This window comes from Rhizobium sp. N621 (assembly GCF_001664325.1).
Taxonomy (GTDB): Bacteria; Pseudomonadota; Alphaproteobacteria; order Rhizobiales; family Rhizobiaceae; genus Rhizobium; species Rhizobium esperanzae.
The window spans coordinates 4,122,692-4,139,580 of sequence record NZ_CP013495.1 but is presented as its reverse complement, the minus strand read 5'-3'; the positions used below and the strand labels follow the sequence as shown (position 1 = coordinate 4,139,580).

The 16,889-nt window shown below is 61.6% G+C and carries 16 protein-coding genes and 1 riboswitch; of the genes, 11 read left to right on the top strand and 5 right to left on the bottom strand.

Annotation, left to right across the window (positions count from 1 at the left end):
- Positions 1 to 36 precede the first annotated feature (36 nt).
- Positions 37 to 849 carry an ABC transporter ATP-binding protein gene (locus AMK00_RS19860; RefSeq protein ID WP_064811486.1) on the bottom strand — a complete coding sequence of 271 codons (813 nt, stop codon included), beginning with the start codon at positions 847 to 849 and terminating at the stop codon, positions 37 to 39.
- On the bottom strand, positions 846 to 1,652 hold the full coding sequence (locus AMK00_RS19855) for an ABC transporter permease (RefSeq protein ID WP_064811485.1): 807 nt from the start codon (positions 1,650 to 1,652) through the stop codon (positions 846 to 848). Before AMK00_RS19855 ends, AMK00_RS19860 begins: the two co-directional genes overlap by 4 nt.
- A 160-nt stretch (positions 1,653 to 1,812) precedes the next feature.
- Positions 1,813 to 1,926, bottom strand: a riboswitch (TPP riboswitch).
- Positions 1,927 to 2,259: 333 nt separating this feature from the next.
- Between AMK00_RS19855 and soxR the strand changes: the two genes are divergently transcribed.
- The 10 genes from soxR (at position 2,260) to AMK00_RS19805 (ending at position 13,127) form a co-directional block, all read left to right on the top strand.
- A complete protein-coding gene (gene soxR / locus AMK00_RS19850) occupies positions 2,260 to 2,730 on the top strand; it encodes a redox-sensitive transcriptional activator SoxR (RefSeq protein ID WP_064805379.1) in 471 nt (156 codons plus the stop codon).
- Between the two features lie 123 nt (positions 2,731 to 2,853).
- Positions 2,854 to 3,624 (top strand): SDR family NAD(P)-dependent oxidoreductase, encoded by a 771-nt coding sequence (locus tag AMK00_RS19845; RefSeq protein ID WP_064806383.1) that lies wholly within the window; start codon positions 2,854 to 2,856, stop codon positions 3,622 to 3,624.
- 103 nt (positions 3,625 to 3,727) lie between these two features.
- Positions 3,728 to 4,069 carry an ArsR/SmtB family transcription factor gene (locus AMK00_RS19840; RefSeq protein WP_064811484.1) on the top strand — a complete coding sequence of 114 codons (342 nt, stop codon included), beginning with the start codon at positions 3,728 to 3,730 and terminating at the stop codon, positions 4,067 to 4,069.
- A gap of 77 nt (positions 4,070 to 4,146) precedes the next feature.
- Complete coding sequence (locus tag AMK00_RS19835) at positions 4,147 to 5,040, top strand: LysR family transcriptional regulator (protein ID WP_011427055.1); 894 nt, start codon at positions 4,147 to 4,149, stop codon at positions 5,038 to 5,040.
- A gap of 135 nt (positions 5,041 to 5,175) precedes the next feature.
- Positions 5,176 to 5,655 carry a formate dehydrogenase subunit gamma gene (locus AMK00_RS19830; protein ID WP_064805375.1) on the top strand — a complete coding sequence of 160 codons (480 nt, stop codon included), beginning with the start codon at positions 5,176 to 5,178 and terminating at the stop codon, positions 5,653 to 5,655.
- Positions 5,652 to 7,208, top strand: coding sequence for a formate dehydrogenase beta subunit (locus AMK00_RS19825; RefSeq protein WP_064811483.1), 1,557 nt, complete (start codon positions 5,652 to 5,654; stop codon positions 7,206 to 7,208). Before AMK00_RS19830 ends, AMK00_RS19825 begins: the two co-directional genes overlap by 4 nt.
- 66 nt (positions 7,209 to 7,274) lie before the next feature.
- Positions 7,275 to 10,154: a formate dehydrogenase subunit alpha gene (fdhF, locus tag AMK00_RS19820; RefSeq protein WP_064811482.1), complete on the top strand. Its 2,880-nt coding sequence runs from the start codon at positions 7,275 to 7,277 to the stop codon at positions 10,152 to 10,154.
- A gap of 73 nt (positions 10,155 to 10,227) precedes the next feature.
- Positions 10,228 to 11,052 (top strand): formate dehydrogenase accessory sulfurtransferase FdhD, encoded by an 825-nt coding sequence (gene fdhD / locus AMK00_RS19815; RefSeq protein ID WP_064811481.1) that lies wholly within the window; start codon positions 10,228 to 10,230, stop codon positions 11,050 to 11,052.
- Positions 11,042 to 11,287: a formate dehydrogenase subunit delta gene (locus AMK00_RS19810; RefSeq protein WP_064811480.1), complete on the top strand. Its 246-nt coding sequence runs from the start codon at positions 11,042 to 11,044 to the stop codon at positions 11,285 to 11,287. Before fdhD ends, AMK00_RS19810 begins: the two co-directional genes overlap by 11 nt.
- Positions 11,288 to 11,468: 181 nt before the next feature.
- Complete coding sequence (locus tag AMK00_RS19805) at positions 11,469 to 13,127, top strand: OFA family MFS transporter (RefSeq protein ID WP_064811479.1); 1,659 nt, start codon at positions 11,469 to 11,471, stop codon at positions 13,125 to 13,127.
- Between the two features lie 184 nt (positions 13,128 to 13,311).
- Here the strand turns inward: AMK00_RS19805 and AMK00_RS19800 are convergent, their stop codons facing one another.
- The 3 genes from AMK00_RS19800 to rocF form a co-directional block, all read right to left on the bottom strand.
- Entirely contained in the window at positions 13,312 to 13,788 is a 477-nt protein-coding gene (locus AMK00_RS19800; RefSeq protein ID WP_064707940.1) for a chemotaxis protein CheW, read from the bottom strand.
- 198 nt (positions 13,789 to 13,986) lie between these two features.
- Positions 13,987 to 15,186 carry an ornithine--oxo-acid transaminase gene (rocD, locus tag AMK00_RS19795; RefSeq protein WP_064811478.1) on the bottom strand — a complete coding sequence of 400 codons (1,200 nt, stop codon included), beginning with the start codon at positions 15,184 to 15,186 and terminating at the stop codon, positions 13,987 to 13,989.
- A gap of 22 nt (positions 15,187 to 15,208) precedes the next feature.
- Positions 15,209 to 16,144 (bottom strand): arginase, encoded by a 936-nt coding sequence (gene rocF / locus AMK00_RS19790; RefSeq protein ID WP_064811477.1) that lies wholly within the window; start codon positions 16,142 to 16,144, stop codon positions 15,209 to 15,211.
- A gap of 122 nt (positions 16,145 to 16,266) precedes the next feature.
- On the opposite strand from rocF, the gene AMK00_RS19785 reads away from it, so the two are divergent.
- Complete coding sequence (locus AMK00_RS19785) at positions 16,267 to 16,704, top strand: Lrp/AsnC family transcriptional regulator (RefSeq protein ID WP_170965837.1); 438 nt, start codon at positions 16,267 to 16,269, stop codon at positions 16,702 to 16,704.
- Positions 16,705 to 16,889 lie beyond the last annotated feature (185 nt).

Here is a 16,889-nt window from a genome sequence, read left to right as displayed (position 1 = left end):
ATGCCGAAAAGTGCGGTTTTCGGACGACATCAGGCTCTAACTCTTAAAATTGGAACAGGAGCCAGATTTCAGGCCGGTCGGCCTAAAATCATCCTGTTCCAGCGGATGAAGCAGGGTTTGCAGGATTTCAGTCTCGATTGCCTGAGCTGCGGGTGAACCGAGATCGGCGATGCTTCTCGGGCGGGGCAGGGGGACACGGAATTCGCGGATGACGCGGGCCGGGCGAGCAGACAGCACGTAGATCCGATCGGAGAGGAAAACGGCCTCGCGGACATCGTGCGTGATTAGCAGCGCCGTCCAGCGATGTTCGGTCCACATGCCTTGCAGCCACTCCTGGATCTGTGTGCGGGTCAGCGCATCGAGCGCGCCGAAGGGCTCGTCGAGCAGCAGCATGTCCTGCTTCTGGATGACGGTGCGCAGCAGTGCCGCACGCTGGCGCATGCCGCCGGAAAGAGAAGAGGGGTAGTGATGCTCGAAGCCGGCAAGGCCGAACCGCTCGAAGAGGGGCGCGACAGCGGCGCGGGCCGCCCGACGAGTCATGCCTTTCACTTCAAGGCCGAGCGCGGCATTATCGATGATTCGGCGCCACGGCATCAGCGCATCGCGTTGCGGCATGAAGGCAAAGGAATGCGGCGTCTGTTCCAGCGCTGCACCGTTGAAAAGCATGGCGCCGGAATCAGGCCGCAGCGCCTGTGTCAGCAGTCTCAGCACAGTCGATTTTCCGGAGCCGGATGGGCCGACGATCGAGACGAACTCGCCGTTTGCGACGGTGAGTGAAATGTCGCTCAGAACCTTCATGCCGTCGAAGGATTTCGAGATGTTGCGCAGCTCAAGCATCTGACCGGTCATCTGCGCCGCTCCTGGGATGGCTGCCAGGGCATGACGAAACGCTGGATAACCAGCGTCAGCGCGAAGAGGCAGAGCGTCAAGAGAGCGCTGACGATCACGGCGGCGAGCACGAGATCGGGACGGAAATTGTTCTTGGCGTTGAGGATATAGATGCCGAGGCCGCTTGCAGCGCCGGCATATTCGGCAAAGATCGCGCCGACGACGGCATAGGTGATCGAGATCCTGAGACCCGCGAAGAAAAAGGGCAAAGAGGAGGGAAGGCGCGCCAGGCGGAAAATGCGCCAGCGGCTCGCCTTCATCGAGTTCAGCAATTCGGCAATATCGCGGTCGGTCGCCTCGTAACCCTGAAGCAGGGCAACGAGCAGCGGGAAAAAGGTGACGAGGGCCACCAGCAATATCTTCGGCAAAAGGCCGAAACCGAACCAGAGAACGACGAGGGGTGCGATCGCCACCAGCGGCAAAGTTTGACTGGCAATGAAGATCGGCAGCAGTGCCCGGCGCATGAAGGGCATGAAATCCATCAGGATCGAAGAGGCGAAGGCGAAGGCGAGCGACAGAGCGAAACCGCCGACTGTGGCGCCGAGCGTCGGCCAGGTGTTTGACATCAGCCCCTCTCGGTTCAGCCAACCCTGGACAAGGATACGCGAAGGCGCCGGCAGAATGGACGGTTTGATGCCGGAAAGATCGACATAGAGTTCCCATGCCGCCAGAAAGGCAAAGCCGGCGAGCAAGGCGGGCATTGCCCGGTACACGGCGAGACAGAGCGTCGCAAGACGCGAATCCGATGGGCGTGGCGATGTCATCGGCGTTCGATTTCAGGCTTTCGTCGGGCCGTTCGCGCAAACCTGTCGAGGGCATCGGTCTCGATGCGCAGCCTGCCGCAATTCGGGGCGATTGCCTTGACGGCATCGATAGGGGTGCCGGCGGAATGGCCGGACGTCGGGTAGAGTGACACTTGCGCGCCGGAATGCATTTGGACCTCGCTCCGCTGGCATTACCCAGATCAGCTTAGAAGGGTCCGGAAGCTTGCGCCTCGCATCTCAGCCCCGGCGACACGGAGCTCCCCTGTTATTTCGGCGAAAACTATCATCGGGGTTTTCTTGCCGCAACCGCAAAATTGCAAAGCAGTTCGGCCGGTCGGGAAGGGATTGCCGATGAAAAAACACCCGGACGAGGTCCTGTCCGGGTGTTTTCCGAGGTTCCGTACCTGCCGGGAACGGAACCCGAGCGCTCGCCTCTCGGGGGCTATATCGGCTGGAGCGATCGATACGGGGGCGGACGAGCGCCGATGCCCTCGTTCCAGCTTTTATCGACCGGATGATCTCACTGCCGCTCCTTCCTGCGCCTCGCGCTTTACGGGCGGGGGAGCAGGGGTTATAAAACCTCAACTAATATTGAGGTCAATAGGCGATGAATAGGATTTCTGCAACGCCGCTCGGCAGGCTTCTGACGGTCGGTGAAGTGGCGCAACGCAGCGGTCTTGCCGTCTCGGCGCTGCATTTCTATGAGGTCAAGGGGCTGATCTCGAGTATCCGCACGCGCGGCAACCAGCGGCGCTACGGACGCGATGTGCTTCGCCGGCTCGGCATCATCAAGGTGGCGCAACGTGTCGGCATTCCGCTTTCGGAAATCCAGACGGCATTTGCCTCCCTGCCGCAGGGACGCACGCCGACGGTTGCCGACTGGCAGACGCTGTCGGCGCGCTGGAAGGATGAGCTCGACACGCGAATCAGACAGCTGAGCCTGCTGCGAGACCGTCTGACCGGCTGCATCGGCTGCGGCTGCCTGTCGATCGAAAGCTGTCCGTTGCGCAATCCCTTCGATCGGCTCGGCGAGGAAGGGCCGGGCCCGCGGCTGCTGGAGAGCGAAAACGAAGTGTGAGCTTTCGGGGAAGAGCGCTAGCCTCTCGCGGAAAGATGATGCCGCCTTTCTTTCGGCCGGCGCGCTCATATGTTAAGGGCGAATGGCGCAACAGGCGGCTTTGTCCGCGAGGAGGACGGCTTCGTGTTCCATCCGAGACTATTCGAGAATCGCAATGTCATCGTGACCGGCGCCGGGCGGGGCATCGGCCTCGAAGTGGCCCGGCAGTTCCTGGACTGCGGCGCGAAGGTGATCGTCCATACCGGACGCAAACCGGGGCGCGAGCTGCCGGATTTTCTGCTGACGGCTGAATCCGAAAGACGGGCGCTGCTGCTGCACGCCGATTTCACCGCCGCTGGCGGCGCTGCGCAATTTGCCGAAAATGCGCTTGCCTTTTTCGACAAGGTGCATGTGCTCGTCAATAACGCCGGCACCATGCTCGGCCGTTTTCCGGCTGCCACACTGACCGACGCAGATTATGAGGCGATCGTGCGTTTGAACCAGACGTCGGTGGTGGCGCTGACGCGTGCGCTGCTGCCGGCATTAAAGGCGGCGGAAGGCGCTGCCATCGTCAACACCGTTTCAATTTCCGCGCTGACCGGCGGCAGTCCCGGTTCTTCGATCTATTCCGCTTCGAAAGCTTTCGTTTCCACCTATTCCAAGGCGCTTGCCCGCGAGCTCGCGCCGGATAGCATCCGCGTCAATTGTGTCTCGCCCGGAACGATCGAGACGGATTTCCATGAGCGCTATTCCTCCCGCGAAAAGCTGGAGCAGACGAGAAAGTCTATTCCCTTGCAGCGGCTGGGCACGGCGGAGGACTGCGCTCCGGCCTATCTGTTCCTGGCGGCACCCTCCCTCTCCGGATACATTACCGGTCAGGTCATCGAGATCAATGGCGGCCAGCTTATCTGCTGATTTAGTTAGACCTTTTTTGACATTTCATCACTTTTGGCAAATTCGCGTGTGCGAATATGCTATTGTGCTGATCTGCCTTTTCGCTTCCCTTCCGAGATGTCGAATGCCATTGCCCAAGCCCGAGCCGGGAATGTCCGGTCAGGAACTGCACAAACTCGCTGGAAACGCTCGTGAGGCGAGCGATCTGCTGAAGGCGCTGGCGCACCAGACCCGACTTCTGATTCTTTGCATACTCGCGAGTGAGGAGCGGACGGTCGGTGAAATCGAAAACATCCTCGGCATTCAGCAGGCAATGGTCTCGCAGCAGCTCGCACGTTTAAGGCTTGAAGGCCTCGTCAATACGCGCCGTCAGGGTAGGCTGGTCTATTACCGTATCGGCAATACAAGCGTGCTTGCCTTCCTTGAATCGTTGTTCGATCTTTTTCCGGCTGCTGAAAACGATTAGTACCGCCCTTGCGGAACACGGTTGCTGCGTCGAAGATAGGCTGATCCGGATGATTTCGCGCCGGATCGGGAGACCGGATGATCGACAAGCTGGAATTTTTCATCGCCCTTGCCAACGAAAAGCATTTCGGCCGCGCCGCGGAGGAGTGCGGGATTTCCCAGCCAACACTTTCGGCCGCCATCCGGCAGCTTGAAGACCAGCTTGGCGTCATGCTGGTGCAGCGCGGCTCGCGGTTTCAGGGGCTGACGCCGGAGGGGCAGCGGGTGCTTGAATGGGCGCGGCGCATCGTCGGCGATGCTCGCACCATGCGGGAAGAGATGCGCGCCGCCCGCCGCGGTCTTTCCGGCCACATCCGCCTCGCTGCCATTCCGACCGCGCTCGCCATGCTTTCGCGCATCACCACGCCCTTTCAGGAACGACATCCGGGAGTGACCTTCTCGATCGTCTCGCGGAACTCGCTGCAGGTGCTGAGCATGCTCGAAAATCTCGAGATCGATGCCGGTATCACCTATCTTGAAAATGAGCCGCTCGGACGTGTCACCAGTGTTCCCCTCTACGCCGAGCGCTATCACCTGATCACGGCTGCGGGCAGCCCGCTGTCCGATCGCGACAACGTGACCTGGAAGGAGGTCGGCGATCTTCGGCTTTGTCTATTGACCGCCGACATGCAGAACCGACGCATCATCAACCGGCACCTGACGGAAGCGGGCGCGACCGTACATCCAACTCTCGAATCCAACTCGATGATCGTGCTGTTCTCGCATGTCAGAACTGGGCGCTGGGCAAGCATCATGCCGCGCAACGTCGCGAAATCATTTGGATTCCCAATAGAAATCCGCATGATTCCGATCGTTGAACCGGAGGCCCACCATCTGGTCGGCCTCGTCGCGCCCTATCGCGAACCCTTCACGCCGCTCGTTTCGGCCTTGCTGCATGAAGCGCGCGTGCTCGTGCGGGATGAAGAGCTCTGATAGAGAAAACCTATCAATCCACGAGATAGCTTTATTGATCGTCGCCGGCTTCCCTGAGATGCTGCATGAGGGGATGGCCTCATGCCGGTGGAGAGCGCCATTCCGCAACGAGCAAGCGGCTGGGAGGGCTGCCTTATGACCATTCATATCGCCGAAGGCGATATCGCAGCGCGCACGCGTTCCATTGTCGCCGACCTTCGCTCCCTTGAAGGGCCGCTGCTTCCCATTCTTCATCAAGTTCAGCAGGAATTCGGCTATGTGCCGCAGCAAGCCCTGCCCGTGATCGCGGAGGAACTGAACCTTTCGCGCGCCGAGGTGCATGGCGTGATGACCTTTTATCACGATTATCGCGACCACCCCGCCGGGCGGCATGTGCTGAAGCTCTGTCGCGCCGAGGCCTGTCAGTCGATGGGTGGTGACGCGCTGGCTGAGCGCATCAAGGCGCTGCTCGGCATCGATTTTCACCAGACGACGCTCGACGGCAGCGTGACGCTGGAGGCAGTCTACTGCCTCGGGCTCTGCGCCTGCGCGCCGTCGGCAATGCTCGACGGCGAGGTGTATGGCCGGCTCGACGATCAGATGGCGGCGGAACTCGTTGCGGAGGCGCGCCGATGACAGTCATGATATATGTTCCGCGCGATGCCGCTGCGCTGGCGCTCGGGGCCGAAAAGGTGGCAAAGGCGATTGCCCAGGAGATCGTCGCCCGCGGCCTCGATGCCGAGATCGTGCGCAACGGCTCGCGCGGAATGTTCTGGCTGGAGCCGCTGGTCGAGGTCGAGCTTGCGGGCAAGCGCATCGGCTACGGACCGGTGAAGGCAAAGGATGTGTCCGGTCTTTTCGACGCCGGGATCGCCAACGGCGGCGATCATCCCCTCTGTCTCGGGGAGGTTGAAGACCTCCCGTTCTTGAAGGAACAGACCCGCTTGACCTTCGCCCGCTGCGGCGTCATCGATCCGCTCTCGCTTTCGGATTACGAGGCGCATGGCGGCCTTGCCGGCCTTCGCCGCGCCGTGGCGATGGCGCCCGCTGAAATCGTCAAGGAAGTCACCGATTCCGGCCTGCGCGGTCGCGGCGGTGCCGGCTTTCCCACGGGCATCAAGTGGAAGACCGTTCTCGATGCTAGCGGCGAACGCAAATATATCGTCTGCAACGCCGATGAGGGCGACAGCGGCACCTTTGCTGACCGGATGATCATGGAGGGCGATCCCTTCGTGCTGATCGAAGGCATGGCAATATCAGGACTTGCGACCGGCGCCACGAAGGGCTTCGTCTACACCCGTTCGGAATATCCGCATGCAATCGCTGCGATGAGCGAGGCCGTCGGCATCGCGCGGCAGGCCGGGATCCTCGGCCCGTCGGTGCTTGGCTCGGGCCGCGCGTTCGATATCGAGGTGCGTACCGGCGCCGGCGCCTATGTCTGCGGTGAAGAAACGGCTCTCTTGAACAGTCTCGAAGGCAAGCGCGGCATCGTGCGCGCCAAGCCGCCGCTGCCGGCGCATAAGGGTCTGTTCGACTGTCCGACCGTCATCAACAATGTGATCTCACTGGCTTCGGTGCCTGTCATCATGGAAAAGGGCGCCGCCTTCTACCGCGATTTCGGCATGGGCCGCTCGCGCGGCACCATTCCGCTGCAGATTGCCGGCAATGTCAGATATGGCGGTCTCTACGAAACAGCCTTCGGTCTTTCGCTCGGCGAGATCGTCGACAGGATCGGTGGCGGCACGAGGACCGGCCGGCCGGTCAAGGCCGTGCAGGTCGGCGGACCACTCGGCGCCTATTTCCCGCGGGCGCTGTTCGATACGCCGTTCGACTACGAATCCTTTGCCGCCAAGGACGGACTCATCGGCCACGCCGGCATTGTCGTCTTCGACGACACGGCCGACATGCTGAAGCAGGCGCGTTTCGCCATGGAATTCTGTGCTGTCGAAAGCTGCGGCAAGTGCACGCCCTGCCGCATCGGTTCGACGCGCGGCGTCGAGACGGTTGACAAGATCGCTCGCGGCATCGAGCCGGAGGAGAACCGAATATTGCTTGGCGATCTCTGCAATACCATGAAATTCGGGTCGCTCTGCGCGCTTGGCGGCTTCACGCCCTATCCCGTGATGAGCGCCATGACGCATTTCCCGGAAGATTTTGTGCCGGCACCGGTCGTGGAGGCTGCCGAGTGATGATCTTCCAAGCTGCAGCCGCATGCCGTGACCTGCGCAATCCCATTTCCCTACAGGAGGCCGACCATGTCTCTCATCCATGAAATCGACTACGGCACTCCGGCTTCGAAATCCGAAACCATGGTGACGCTCACCATTGATGGGCAGCAGATCAGCGTGCCGGAAGGCACCTCCATCATGCGCGCCTCAATGGAAGCCGGCATCGAGGTGCCGAAGCTCTGCGCCACCGACATGGTTGATGCCTTCGGCTCTTGCCGGCTCTGTCTCGTCGAGATCGAGGGCCGCCCTGGCACGCCGGCCTCCTGCACGACGCCGGTGGCGGCAAACATGGTGGTGCACACGCAGACGGGACGATTGAAGGATATCCGCCGCGGCGTGATGGAGCTCTACATTTCCGATCATCCGCTCGACTGTCTCACCTGTGCTGCCAATGGCGATTGCCAGTTGCAGGACATGGCAGGCGCTGTCGGCCTGCGTGACGTGCGCTACGGCTATGAGGGCGACAATCACGTCAAGGCGCGCAGCAAGGGCGACATCAATCTGAAATGGATGCCGAAGGACGAGTCCAATCCCTATTTCACCTATGATCCCTCCAAATGCATCGTCTGTTCGCTTTGCGTGCGCGCCTGCGAGGAAGTGCAGGGCACTTTTGCGCTGACGATCGAGGGGCGCGGTTTCGGCTCCCGCGTGTCACCCGGCATGCATGAGAATTTCATGGATTCCGAATGCGTTTCCTGCGGCGCCTGTGTCCAGGCCTGTCCGACGGCGACGCTGACGGAGAAATCGGTGATCGAGATCGGCCAGCCGGAGCATTCGGCCGTCACCACCTGCGCCTATTGCGGCGTCGGCTGCTCCTTCAAGGCGGAGATGCGCGGCGAGGAACTGGTGCGCATGGTGCCGTGGAAGGAGGGACAGGCCAATCGCGGCCATTCCTGCGTCAAGGGCCGCTTCGCCTACGGTTATTCCACTCACAAGGACCGCATCCTCAACCCGATGATCCGCGAAAAGGTCAGTGATCCCTGGCGGGAGGTGAGCTGGGACGAGGCCTTCGCCCATGTGGCGTCGGAGTTCCGCCGCATCCAATATCAATATGGCCGCGACGCGATCGGCGGCATCACCTCCTCGCGCTGCACCAATGAGGAAACCTATCTGGTGCAGAAGCTGGTCCGCGCCGGTTTCGGCAACAACAATGTCGATACCTGCGCCCGCGTCTGCCATTCGCCGACCGGCTACGGTCTCGGCCAGACATTCGGGACCTCGGCCGGAACGCAGAATTTCGACAGCGTCGAACAATCCGATGTCGTCGTCATCATCGGCGCCAACCCGACGGACGGTCATCCGGTGTTCGGCTCGCGGCTTAAGAAGCGACTGCGCCAGGGGGCGAAGCTCATCGTCATCGATCCGCGCCGCACCGATATCGTCCGGTCACCCCATGTCCAGGCTTCCTACCACCTGCCGCTGAAGCCGGGCACCAATGTCGCGGTGATGACGGCGCTGGCGCATGTGATCGTCACCGAAGGGCTCTATGACGAGACCTTCATCCGCGAGCGTTGCGACTGGTCGGAATTCGAGGACTGGGCTGCCTTCGTCGCCGAACCGGCGCACAGCCCCGAACAGACCGAGATCTTCACCGGCGTGCCGGCGGCGGATCTGCGCGGCGCGGCGAGGCTCTATGCCAAGGGCGGCAACGGCGCGATCTATTACGGTCTCGGCGTTACCGAACACAGCCAGGGTTCGACCACGGTCATCGCGATCGCCAATTTGGCAATGGCGACCGGCAATATCGGCCGTCCCGGCGTCGGCGTAAATCCGCTGCGCGGCCAGAACAATGTGCAGGGCTCCTGCGACATGGGTTCCTTCCCGCACGAGCTGCCCGGCTACCGGCATATTTCCGACGATGCGACGCGTGATATCTTCGAAAAGCTCTGGGGCGTGAAGCTTAGCGACGAGCCGGGCCTTCGCATTCCGAATATGCTCGATGCGGCGGTCGACGGCTCGTTCAAAGGGCTTTACGTCCAAGGCGAGGACATCCTGCAATCCGATCCGGATACGAAACATGTCGCGGCCGGGCTTGCGGCGATGGAATGCGTCGTCGTGCAGGACCTGTTCCTCAACGAAACCGCCAACTACGCCCATGTCTTCCTGCCGGGCTCGACCTTCCTCGAGAAGGACGGCACATTCACGAATGCCGAGCGGCGCATCAACCGTGTGCGCAAGTTGATGACGCCACGCAATGGCTATGGTGACTGGGAGGTGACGCAGAAGCTTGCCCAGACCATGGGGCTCGGCTGGAATTATGCCCATCCGTCGGAGATCATGGACGAGATTGCCGCGACGACACCGAGTTTCGCCCTGGTCTCCTACGACTATCTCGACAAGATCGGCTCGGTGCAGTGGCCCTGCAACGAGAAGAACCCGCTCGGCTCGCCGATCATGCATGTCGACGGCTTCGTGCGCGGCAAGGGCAAGTTCATCCGCACCGAATATGTGGCGACCGACGAACGCAGTGGTCCGCGTTTTCCGCTGCTGCTCACCACCGGCCGCATCCTCAGCCAGTACAATGTCGGGGCGCAGACGCGGCGGACCGAGAATGTCGTCTGGCACGCGGAAGACCGGCTGGAAATTCATCCGCACGACGCCGAACAGCGCGGTGTGCGTGACGGCGACTGGGTGAAGCTCATGAGCCGCTCCGGCGACACGACGCTCCGAGCGTTGATCACCGATCGTGTTGCGCCGGGCGTCGTCTATACGACCTTCCATCATCCCAATACGCAGGCGAACGTCATCACCACCGATTTCTCCGACTGGGCGACCAACTGCCCGGAATATAAGGTGACGGCGGTGCAGGTCTCGCCGTCGAACGGGCCGAGCGACTGGCAGCTCGAATATGACGAGCAGGCACGGCAATCGCGCCGTATCGCCGGCAAGCTCGAAGCGGCGGAGTGACAATGCCGGGGCGATTTGGCGTTTTCGGCGAGATCCTTCCTTCTCCCCTCGAGGAGAAGAGGAGGCGTCTGCGATGACTTTCCCCACCACCGCCCGTGCTCCCGAAACCGCCCGCCGCAACGGCGTCATGCACAGCGGTTCGCGCATCGTGCCTGAGGAAGTGCCGATCGCCTTTTCCTATGGCGGCAGTTCGCATGCGGTAATGATGGCGACACCCGCGGATCTTGAGGATTTCGCGGTCGGTTTCAGCCTGACCGAAGGGATTATCGCCAGGCCGGCGGAGATATCCGCCATCGAGATCGTCGCGGGCGGGCAGGGCATCGACGTGCAGGTCAGCCTTGCCGACGATGTCGCCGATCGGCTGCGGGCGCGCCGCCGCAGCATGGCCGGACCGGTCGGCTGTGGGCTCTGCGGCATCGAATCGATCGAACAGGCGGTGCGGCCGGTGCCCGATGTCTCGACATCGCCGTTGGCGCTGTCTCATGCGGATATCGTTCGGGCTGTTTCGCTTCTGAACGAGGCGCAGCCGCTGCATCGGGAGACGCGGGCCGTACATGGCGCTGGATTCTACCTTCCCGGCAGCGGGCTGATTGCGGTTCGCGAAGATGTCGGCCGCCATAACGCTCTGGACAAACTCTGCGGCGCCGTCATCCGCGCCGGCGAAAGCGGCGGAAACGGCGCGGTCGTCGTCACCAGCCGGCTGTCGGTCGAAATGGTGCAGAAGGCGGCGATCCTCGGCAGCCCCGCGCTCATCGCCATTTCAGCGCCGACGGCCCTTGCTATCCGCACGGCCGAAGCGGCCGGCATGACGCTCGTCGCGCTGGTGCGCGGCGAAGATTTCGAGATTTTCACACACCCGCACCGCATCTCGCCCGGAAGTATCGCCGATGTCGCATGATACCAAAACCAAGCTTGTCTATATGGCAAATCAGATCGCCACCTTTTTCAAAAGCCAGCCGCAAAATGAGGCCGCGCAAGGCGTCGCCATGCACATCAATAAATTCTGGGAGCCGCGCATGCGGCGGCAATTGTTTGAAATTCTCGATAAAGAGGAGAACGGTCTGGATGCACTGGTGCTTCAGGCCGCTCCCATGATCCGCAAGCCGGAGGCGGAGGCAAACCAGGTCCGGTAATCCAAAGTGGTGTCTGCCGGAGGGGGCAGCAGCAAACTGCCTGCGCACGCGCCACTGCATACGTCGAAATCTAATCGATTTAAAAAAATACGAAGTTTAAAGCGTTACAGCGTCCTTTGCGCGCCTGAAAAACAGGCGAGGCTACAATCACAGCAAGGTCTGAAACAAGGAGGAGTTGTTCATGACTGCAGCGGGAACACGTACTGACGGAGCGTTGGCGGGCTCAGGCCTGCTTGATCGCGAAAGGATTATCGCAAGGCCCGGTTTCAACAGGTGGCTGGTGCCGCCGGCCGCACTTGCCATCCATCTTTGCATCGGCATGGCCTATGGTTTCAGCGTGTTCTGGCTGCCGCTTTCCAAGTCGCTCGGGATCACGGCCTCGACCGCCTGCCCCGATCTGACCCTCGCCTCGGCGCTCTTCACCACCACCTGCGACTGGCGCGTTGCCGATCTCGGCTGGATCTACACGCTGTTCTTCGTTCTGCTCGGCTCGTCGGCCGCCATCTGGGGTGGTTGGCTGGAGCGGGCCGGCCCGCGTAAGGCGGGCGTCGTTTCCGCCTGCTGCTGGTGCGGCGGCATCGTGCTTGCCGCCGTCGGCGTCCTTACCCATCAGCTCTGGTTGATGTGGCTCGGTGCCGGCGTCATCGGCGGCATCGGTCTCGGCCTCGGCTATATCTCGCCGGTCTCGACGCTGATCAAGTGGTTTCCCGACCGGCGCGGCATGGCAACCGGCATGGCGATCATGGGCTTCGGCGGCGGCGCAATGATCGGCGCTCCGCTTGCCAACCTGCTCATGAACACCTTCAAGACCGATACATCGGTCGGCGTCTGGCAGACTTTCATCGTCATGGCGGCGATCTATTTCGTCTTCATGATGGGCGGCGCCTTCGGCTATCGCATCCCGCCGGCCGGCTGGCGGCCGGAAGGCTGGACGCCGCCCGCGGCCAAGAGCACGATGATCACCACCAGACATGTGCATCTGCGCGACGCCCACAAGACCAAGCAGTTTTGGCTGATCTGGGCCGTGCTCTGCCTCAATGTTTCGGCCGGAATCGGCGTTCTCGGCATGGCCTCGCCGATGCTGCAGGAAATCTTCGCCGGCTCGCTGATCGGCCTGCCTGATGTCGGCTTCGCTCAACTCGATGCCGGGCAGAAGGCATCGATCGCCACGATCGCTGCCGGTTTTGCCGGTTTGCTGTCGCTCTTCAATATCGGCGGACGGTTCTTCTGGGCGTCATTGTCCGACAAGATCGGCCGGAAGAACACCTATTATTGCTTCTTCCTCATCGGCATTGCGCTTTATGCGCTGGCGCCCACCTTCGCCGGCATGGGCAACAAGGCGCTGTTCGTTCTTTCCTTCGGCATCATCCTGTCGATGTATGGCGGCGGCTTCTCCACCATCCCGGCCTACCTTGCCGATATCTTCGGCACGCAGTTTGTCGGCGCCATTCACGGCCGGCTGCTGACTGCCTGGGCAACGGCGGGGATCGTCGGCCCCGTCGTGGTCAATTATATCCGCGAGGCTCAGATCGCCGCCGGCGTTGCCCCTGGTCCGGCCCTCTATACCGGCACCATGTATATCCTTGCCGGCATGCTGGCGCTCGGTCTCATCGCCAATGCGCTGGTCAGGCCGCTTCCGGACAAGTGGTTCATGAGGGATGACGAGGTCGCGGCGCTGCAGGCGAAGTCTGCGGCCGTCAATGCCGGGCCGACCGGCTCCTTCGGCATCGGCACCGGCGGGCTGGACGCCAAGGCAATGCTGGCCTGGGCCGTCGTCGGCATTCCGCTGCTCTGGGGCGTCTGGGTTACGCTGAAGGCGACTTTCGCCCTCTTCGGGTGAGCGGTCGCATTGCGCCGCCCGGTTTCCGCGGCGGCGCGCTCTATCGCAGCTTGCGCGACGATTTCCTCAAACGGTTGACCGATCCCGCCGACGAGACCGACCGTTGTAGGCCTAAATTACCTATGACGAATAATAAAAAACCGCCGAGAACGGCGGCTTTTCGATATCCAATTGTTCTGGCAGATCAGGCAGCCAGTTCATCCGTCTCGTTTTCCTTGAACATCTTGGCGAGGTTCAGGAAGCAGATCATGCCGTTTTCCGAAGCGATGATGCCCTCGCAGAAAGCGCGGTCGAAGGAGGCGGTCACCTCAGGCACCGGCTGGACCTGGCTGGACGAGATGGTGAGAATATCCGAGACGCGGTCGACGAGCATGCCGATGACCATGCTGTGAACTTCAGCGACCACGATGGCGCTGCGTTCGTTGGCAACGGTGCTCTTCATGCCGAGCTTATAGGCGAGATCGATGATCGGGATGACCGAACCGCGCAGGTTCATGACGCCGATGACATCGGCCGGCGAATGCGGGATCGGGGTCGAAGGCGCCCAGCCGCGGATTTCGCGAATGGTCGTGGTCTTGACGCAAAATTCCTGATCATGCAGGCGGAAGGCAATGATCTCGAGCGTATCGCCGCTGAAGCTAGTGGAATTGATCGTGGCCATTAGAATTCTTCCCAACTGTCGTAAGCCAAAGCAGAAGCGGGTGCGCCACCATTGGCGCCGACGAGCTTTGCCTTCACACCACGCGATGACTTTGCATTTGGCAAAGCATCGTTGCGGTTAGCGACGACATTAACGGAAGAGTGTTGCCCAAATCTAAATCGGGAACGGGAGTGTGAAGCTTTTCCGCCTCGATCTACTTCAACCGATCGTCTTTTCGATCTGCGAGACGGCCCAATCGACCTGCTCCCTCGTTATAACAAGTGGCGGAGCAAGGCGAATCGTGTGGTCATGGGTGTCCTTGGCGAGAAGGCCGCGCTCCTTCAGTGCATGGCAATATTGCCGCGCGCCGCCGGCTTCGGGCTCCAGCTCGATCGCCATCATCAGGCCGCGACCGCGCACCTCCCTGACGATGTTGGAGCGGATCGACCTCAAGCCTTCGATGAAATAATCGCCCATCGCGGCGGCATTCTCGATCATGCCTTCGTCGACGAGCACCTTGAGGGCCGTGCGCGCAACCGCGCAGGCGAGCGGATTGCCGCCGAAGGTCGAGCCGTGCTGGCCGGGCTTCAGCACGCCCAGCACCTCGGAATTCGAAAGGACGGCGGATACGGGATAGAAGCCGCCGGAAAGCGCCTTGCCGATCAGCGTCACATCGGCCTCGATGCCTTCGTGCTCCTCGGCCAGCAGCTTGCCGGTGCGGCCGAGGCCGGTCTGGATCTCATCGAGGATCAGAGTGACGTTGTTATCAGTGCAGAGTTCCCGGATACGCGTAAAGTAACCGGCCGACGGGATGATGACGCCGGCTTCGCCCTGAATCGGCTCGATCAGGGCCGCAACGGTATTGCCGTTGATCGCGGCCTCGAATGCCTCGGCATCGCCGAAGGGAATGATGCGGTAGCCCGGCGTGTAGGGGCCGAAGCCGGTGCGGGCGTCGGGATCTGTGGAGAAACTGATGATGCTCAGCGTGCGGCCATGGAAATTGTCGGCGCAGACGATGATCTCCGCCTTGCCTTCAGGCACGCCCTTGACCTCGTATCCCCATTTGCGCACAGCCTTGATGGCGGTCTCCACCGCCTCGGCGCCGGAATTCATCGGCAGGATCTTGTGCGAGCCCGTCAGTGCGGCAAGCTCCTCGTAGAGATGGGCGAGCTGATCATTGCGGAAAGCGCGGGATGTCAGCGTCAGCCTGCCCGCCTGTTCGACCATGGCGGCGAGAATCTTCGGGTGGCAATGGCCCTGGTTGACGGCAGAATAGGCCGAGAGGCAATCGAGATAACGATTGCCGTCGGTATCCCAGACATACACGCCTTCGCCACGCGTCAGCACCACGTCGAGCGGCTTATAGTTGTTGGCGCCGAGCCGCTGTTCCGTTGCGATCAGTTTTTCCGAAGTGTTCATGGCGCTTCTCCCTCAGCCTTGTCTATGCGGCACGTGTCGGACGATCGAAGATGCGGCGGCCGAACAGGCTTGCCGTCAGTTCCACCAGGATGCGAGCGCTCTTGCCGCGATCGTCGAGAAACGGATTGAGCTCGACGAGATCGAGCGACGAGACGAGGCCGCTGTCCGAAAGCATTTCCATGACAAGATGCGCCTCGCGAAAGGTCGCGCCGCCAGGCACCGTCGTGCCGACGCCTGGGGCGATGTCGGGATCGAGGAAATCGAGATCGAGGCTGACATGCAGCAGCCCGTTGGCCTTGGCGACGACAGCGAGAATCTCCCGCATGATCGCGCCGATGCCCTGCTCGTCGATCGCGCGCATGTCGAAGACATTGACGCCGTGTTCATGGATTTCCTCGCGCTCGCGCGCATCGACCGAACGGATACCGACCTGGAAGACATTCTTCGGGTCGACGAAGGGCCGGTCCTTCGGGAGGATTTCGGCGAACTCCGCCTCGCCGCAGAAAAAGGCAACGGGCATGCCGTGAATATTGCCGGAGGGCGACGTGGCCGGAGAGTTGAAATCGGCATGGGCATCGAGCCAGAGCACGAAGAGCGGGCGCTCCTTGCTGGCGGCATAACGCGCCATACCGGAGACGCTGCCCATCGACAGGCTGTGATCGCCGCCGAGAATCAGCGGAAAGCGGCCAGCGGCGGCGACGTCATAGACGCTGCTTTCCAATGCGCGCGTAAAGGCGCCGACGATCCTCAGATTATGGGCTTTCGGATGATTCGGCAGATCCATCGCGGGCACGATGGAGAGATCGCCAATATCGGCGACGTCGTGGCCGAGATCGATCAGTGTCTGGTCGACGCCGGCAATCCGCAGCGCTGCGGGGCCCATGGCGGCGCCTCTGCGGCCGGAGCCTTCTTCCAAGGGTGCGCCGATGAGGGTGACAGATCGCGATTGCGCGTTCATTCGAGGGCTCCGTGTTGAGGCCTGTTTCGGCCGATAGTGGGATAAAGGGCTGGCGGCAAAAAGATGGAAAAGTGCCAGAAATGGACTATGATTGCGCAGATTGATAAACCTATTTTGACAAAGTGTTCGACGTGGACGATCTCGATACCGAACTTCTGAGTGCGCTTCGCCACAATGCTCGCATCTCCGTCTCCTCGCTCGCGGCAATGACCGGTGCATCGCGGGCAACGGTCGCCGCCCGAATCGACCGGCTGGTCGCCAGCGGCACCATCGTCGGCTTCACCATCCGTACCAGTCACGAGACGCGATCCGCCGGCGTGCGCGCCATCGTCATGATCGAGGTGCTCGGCAAGCTCGCCGACCGGGTAGCCGATCAGCTCAGGGGCCTGCCACAGGTGCGTGCGCTTCACAGCACCAACGGCAAATGGGATTTCGTTGCCGAGCTGGAGGACCGCGATCTCGCCGCCTTTGACGAGACGCTGCGTCGAATCAGATTGATCAACGGCATCAATTCGACCGAGACCAATATTCTTCTCAAAACGAGCAAGACAGGTTTCTAGGGCATGATCTGCGGAACTAGCCCCTCATCCGCCGGCCGGCACCTCCGCTCCAACCTCGACGTTGCATTTGGCACGTCCCCCTCGCCCCGCAAGCGGTCGCAAGCAGGGAGAGGGTTAGGGTGAGTGGCAGACCTCAGGTCCGAACCGAACCGCCATCCGCTGCGTTCTGCTCCTGATTTAGCCGG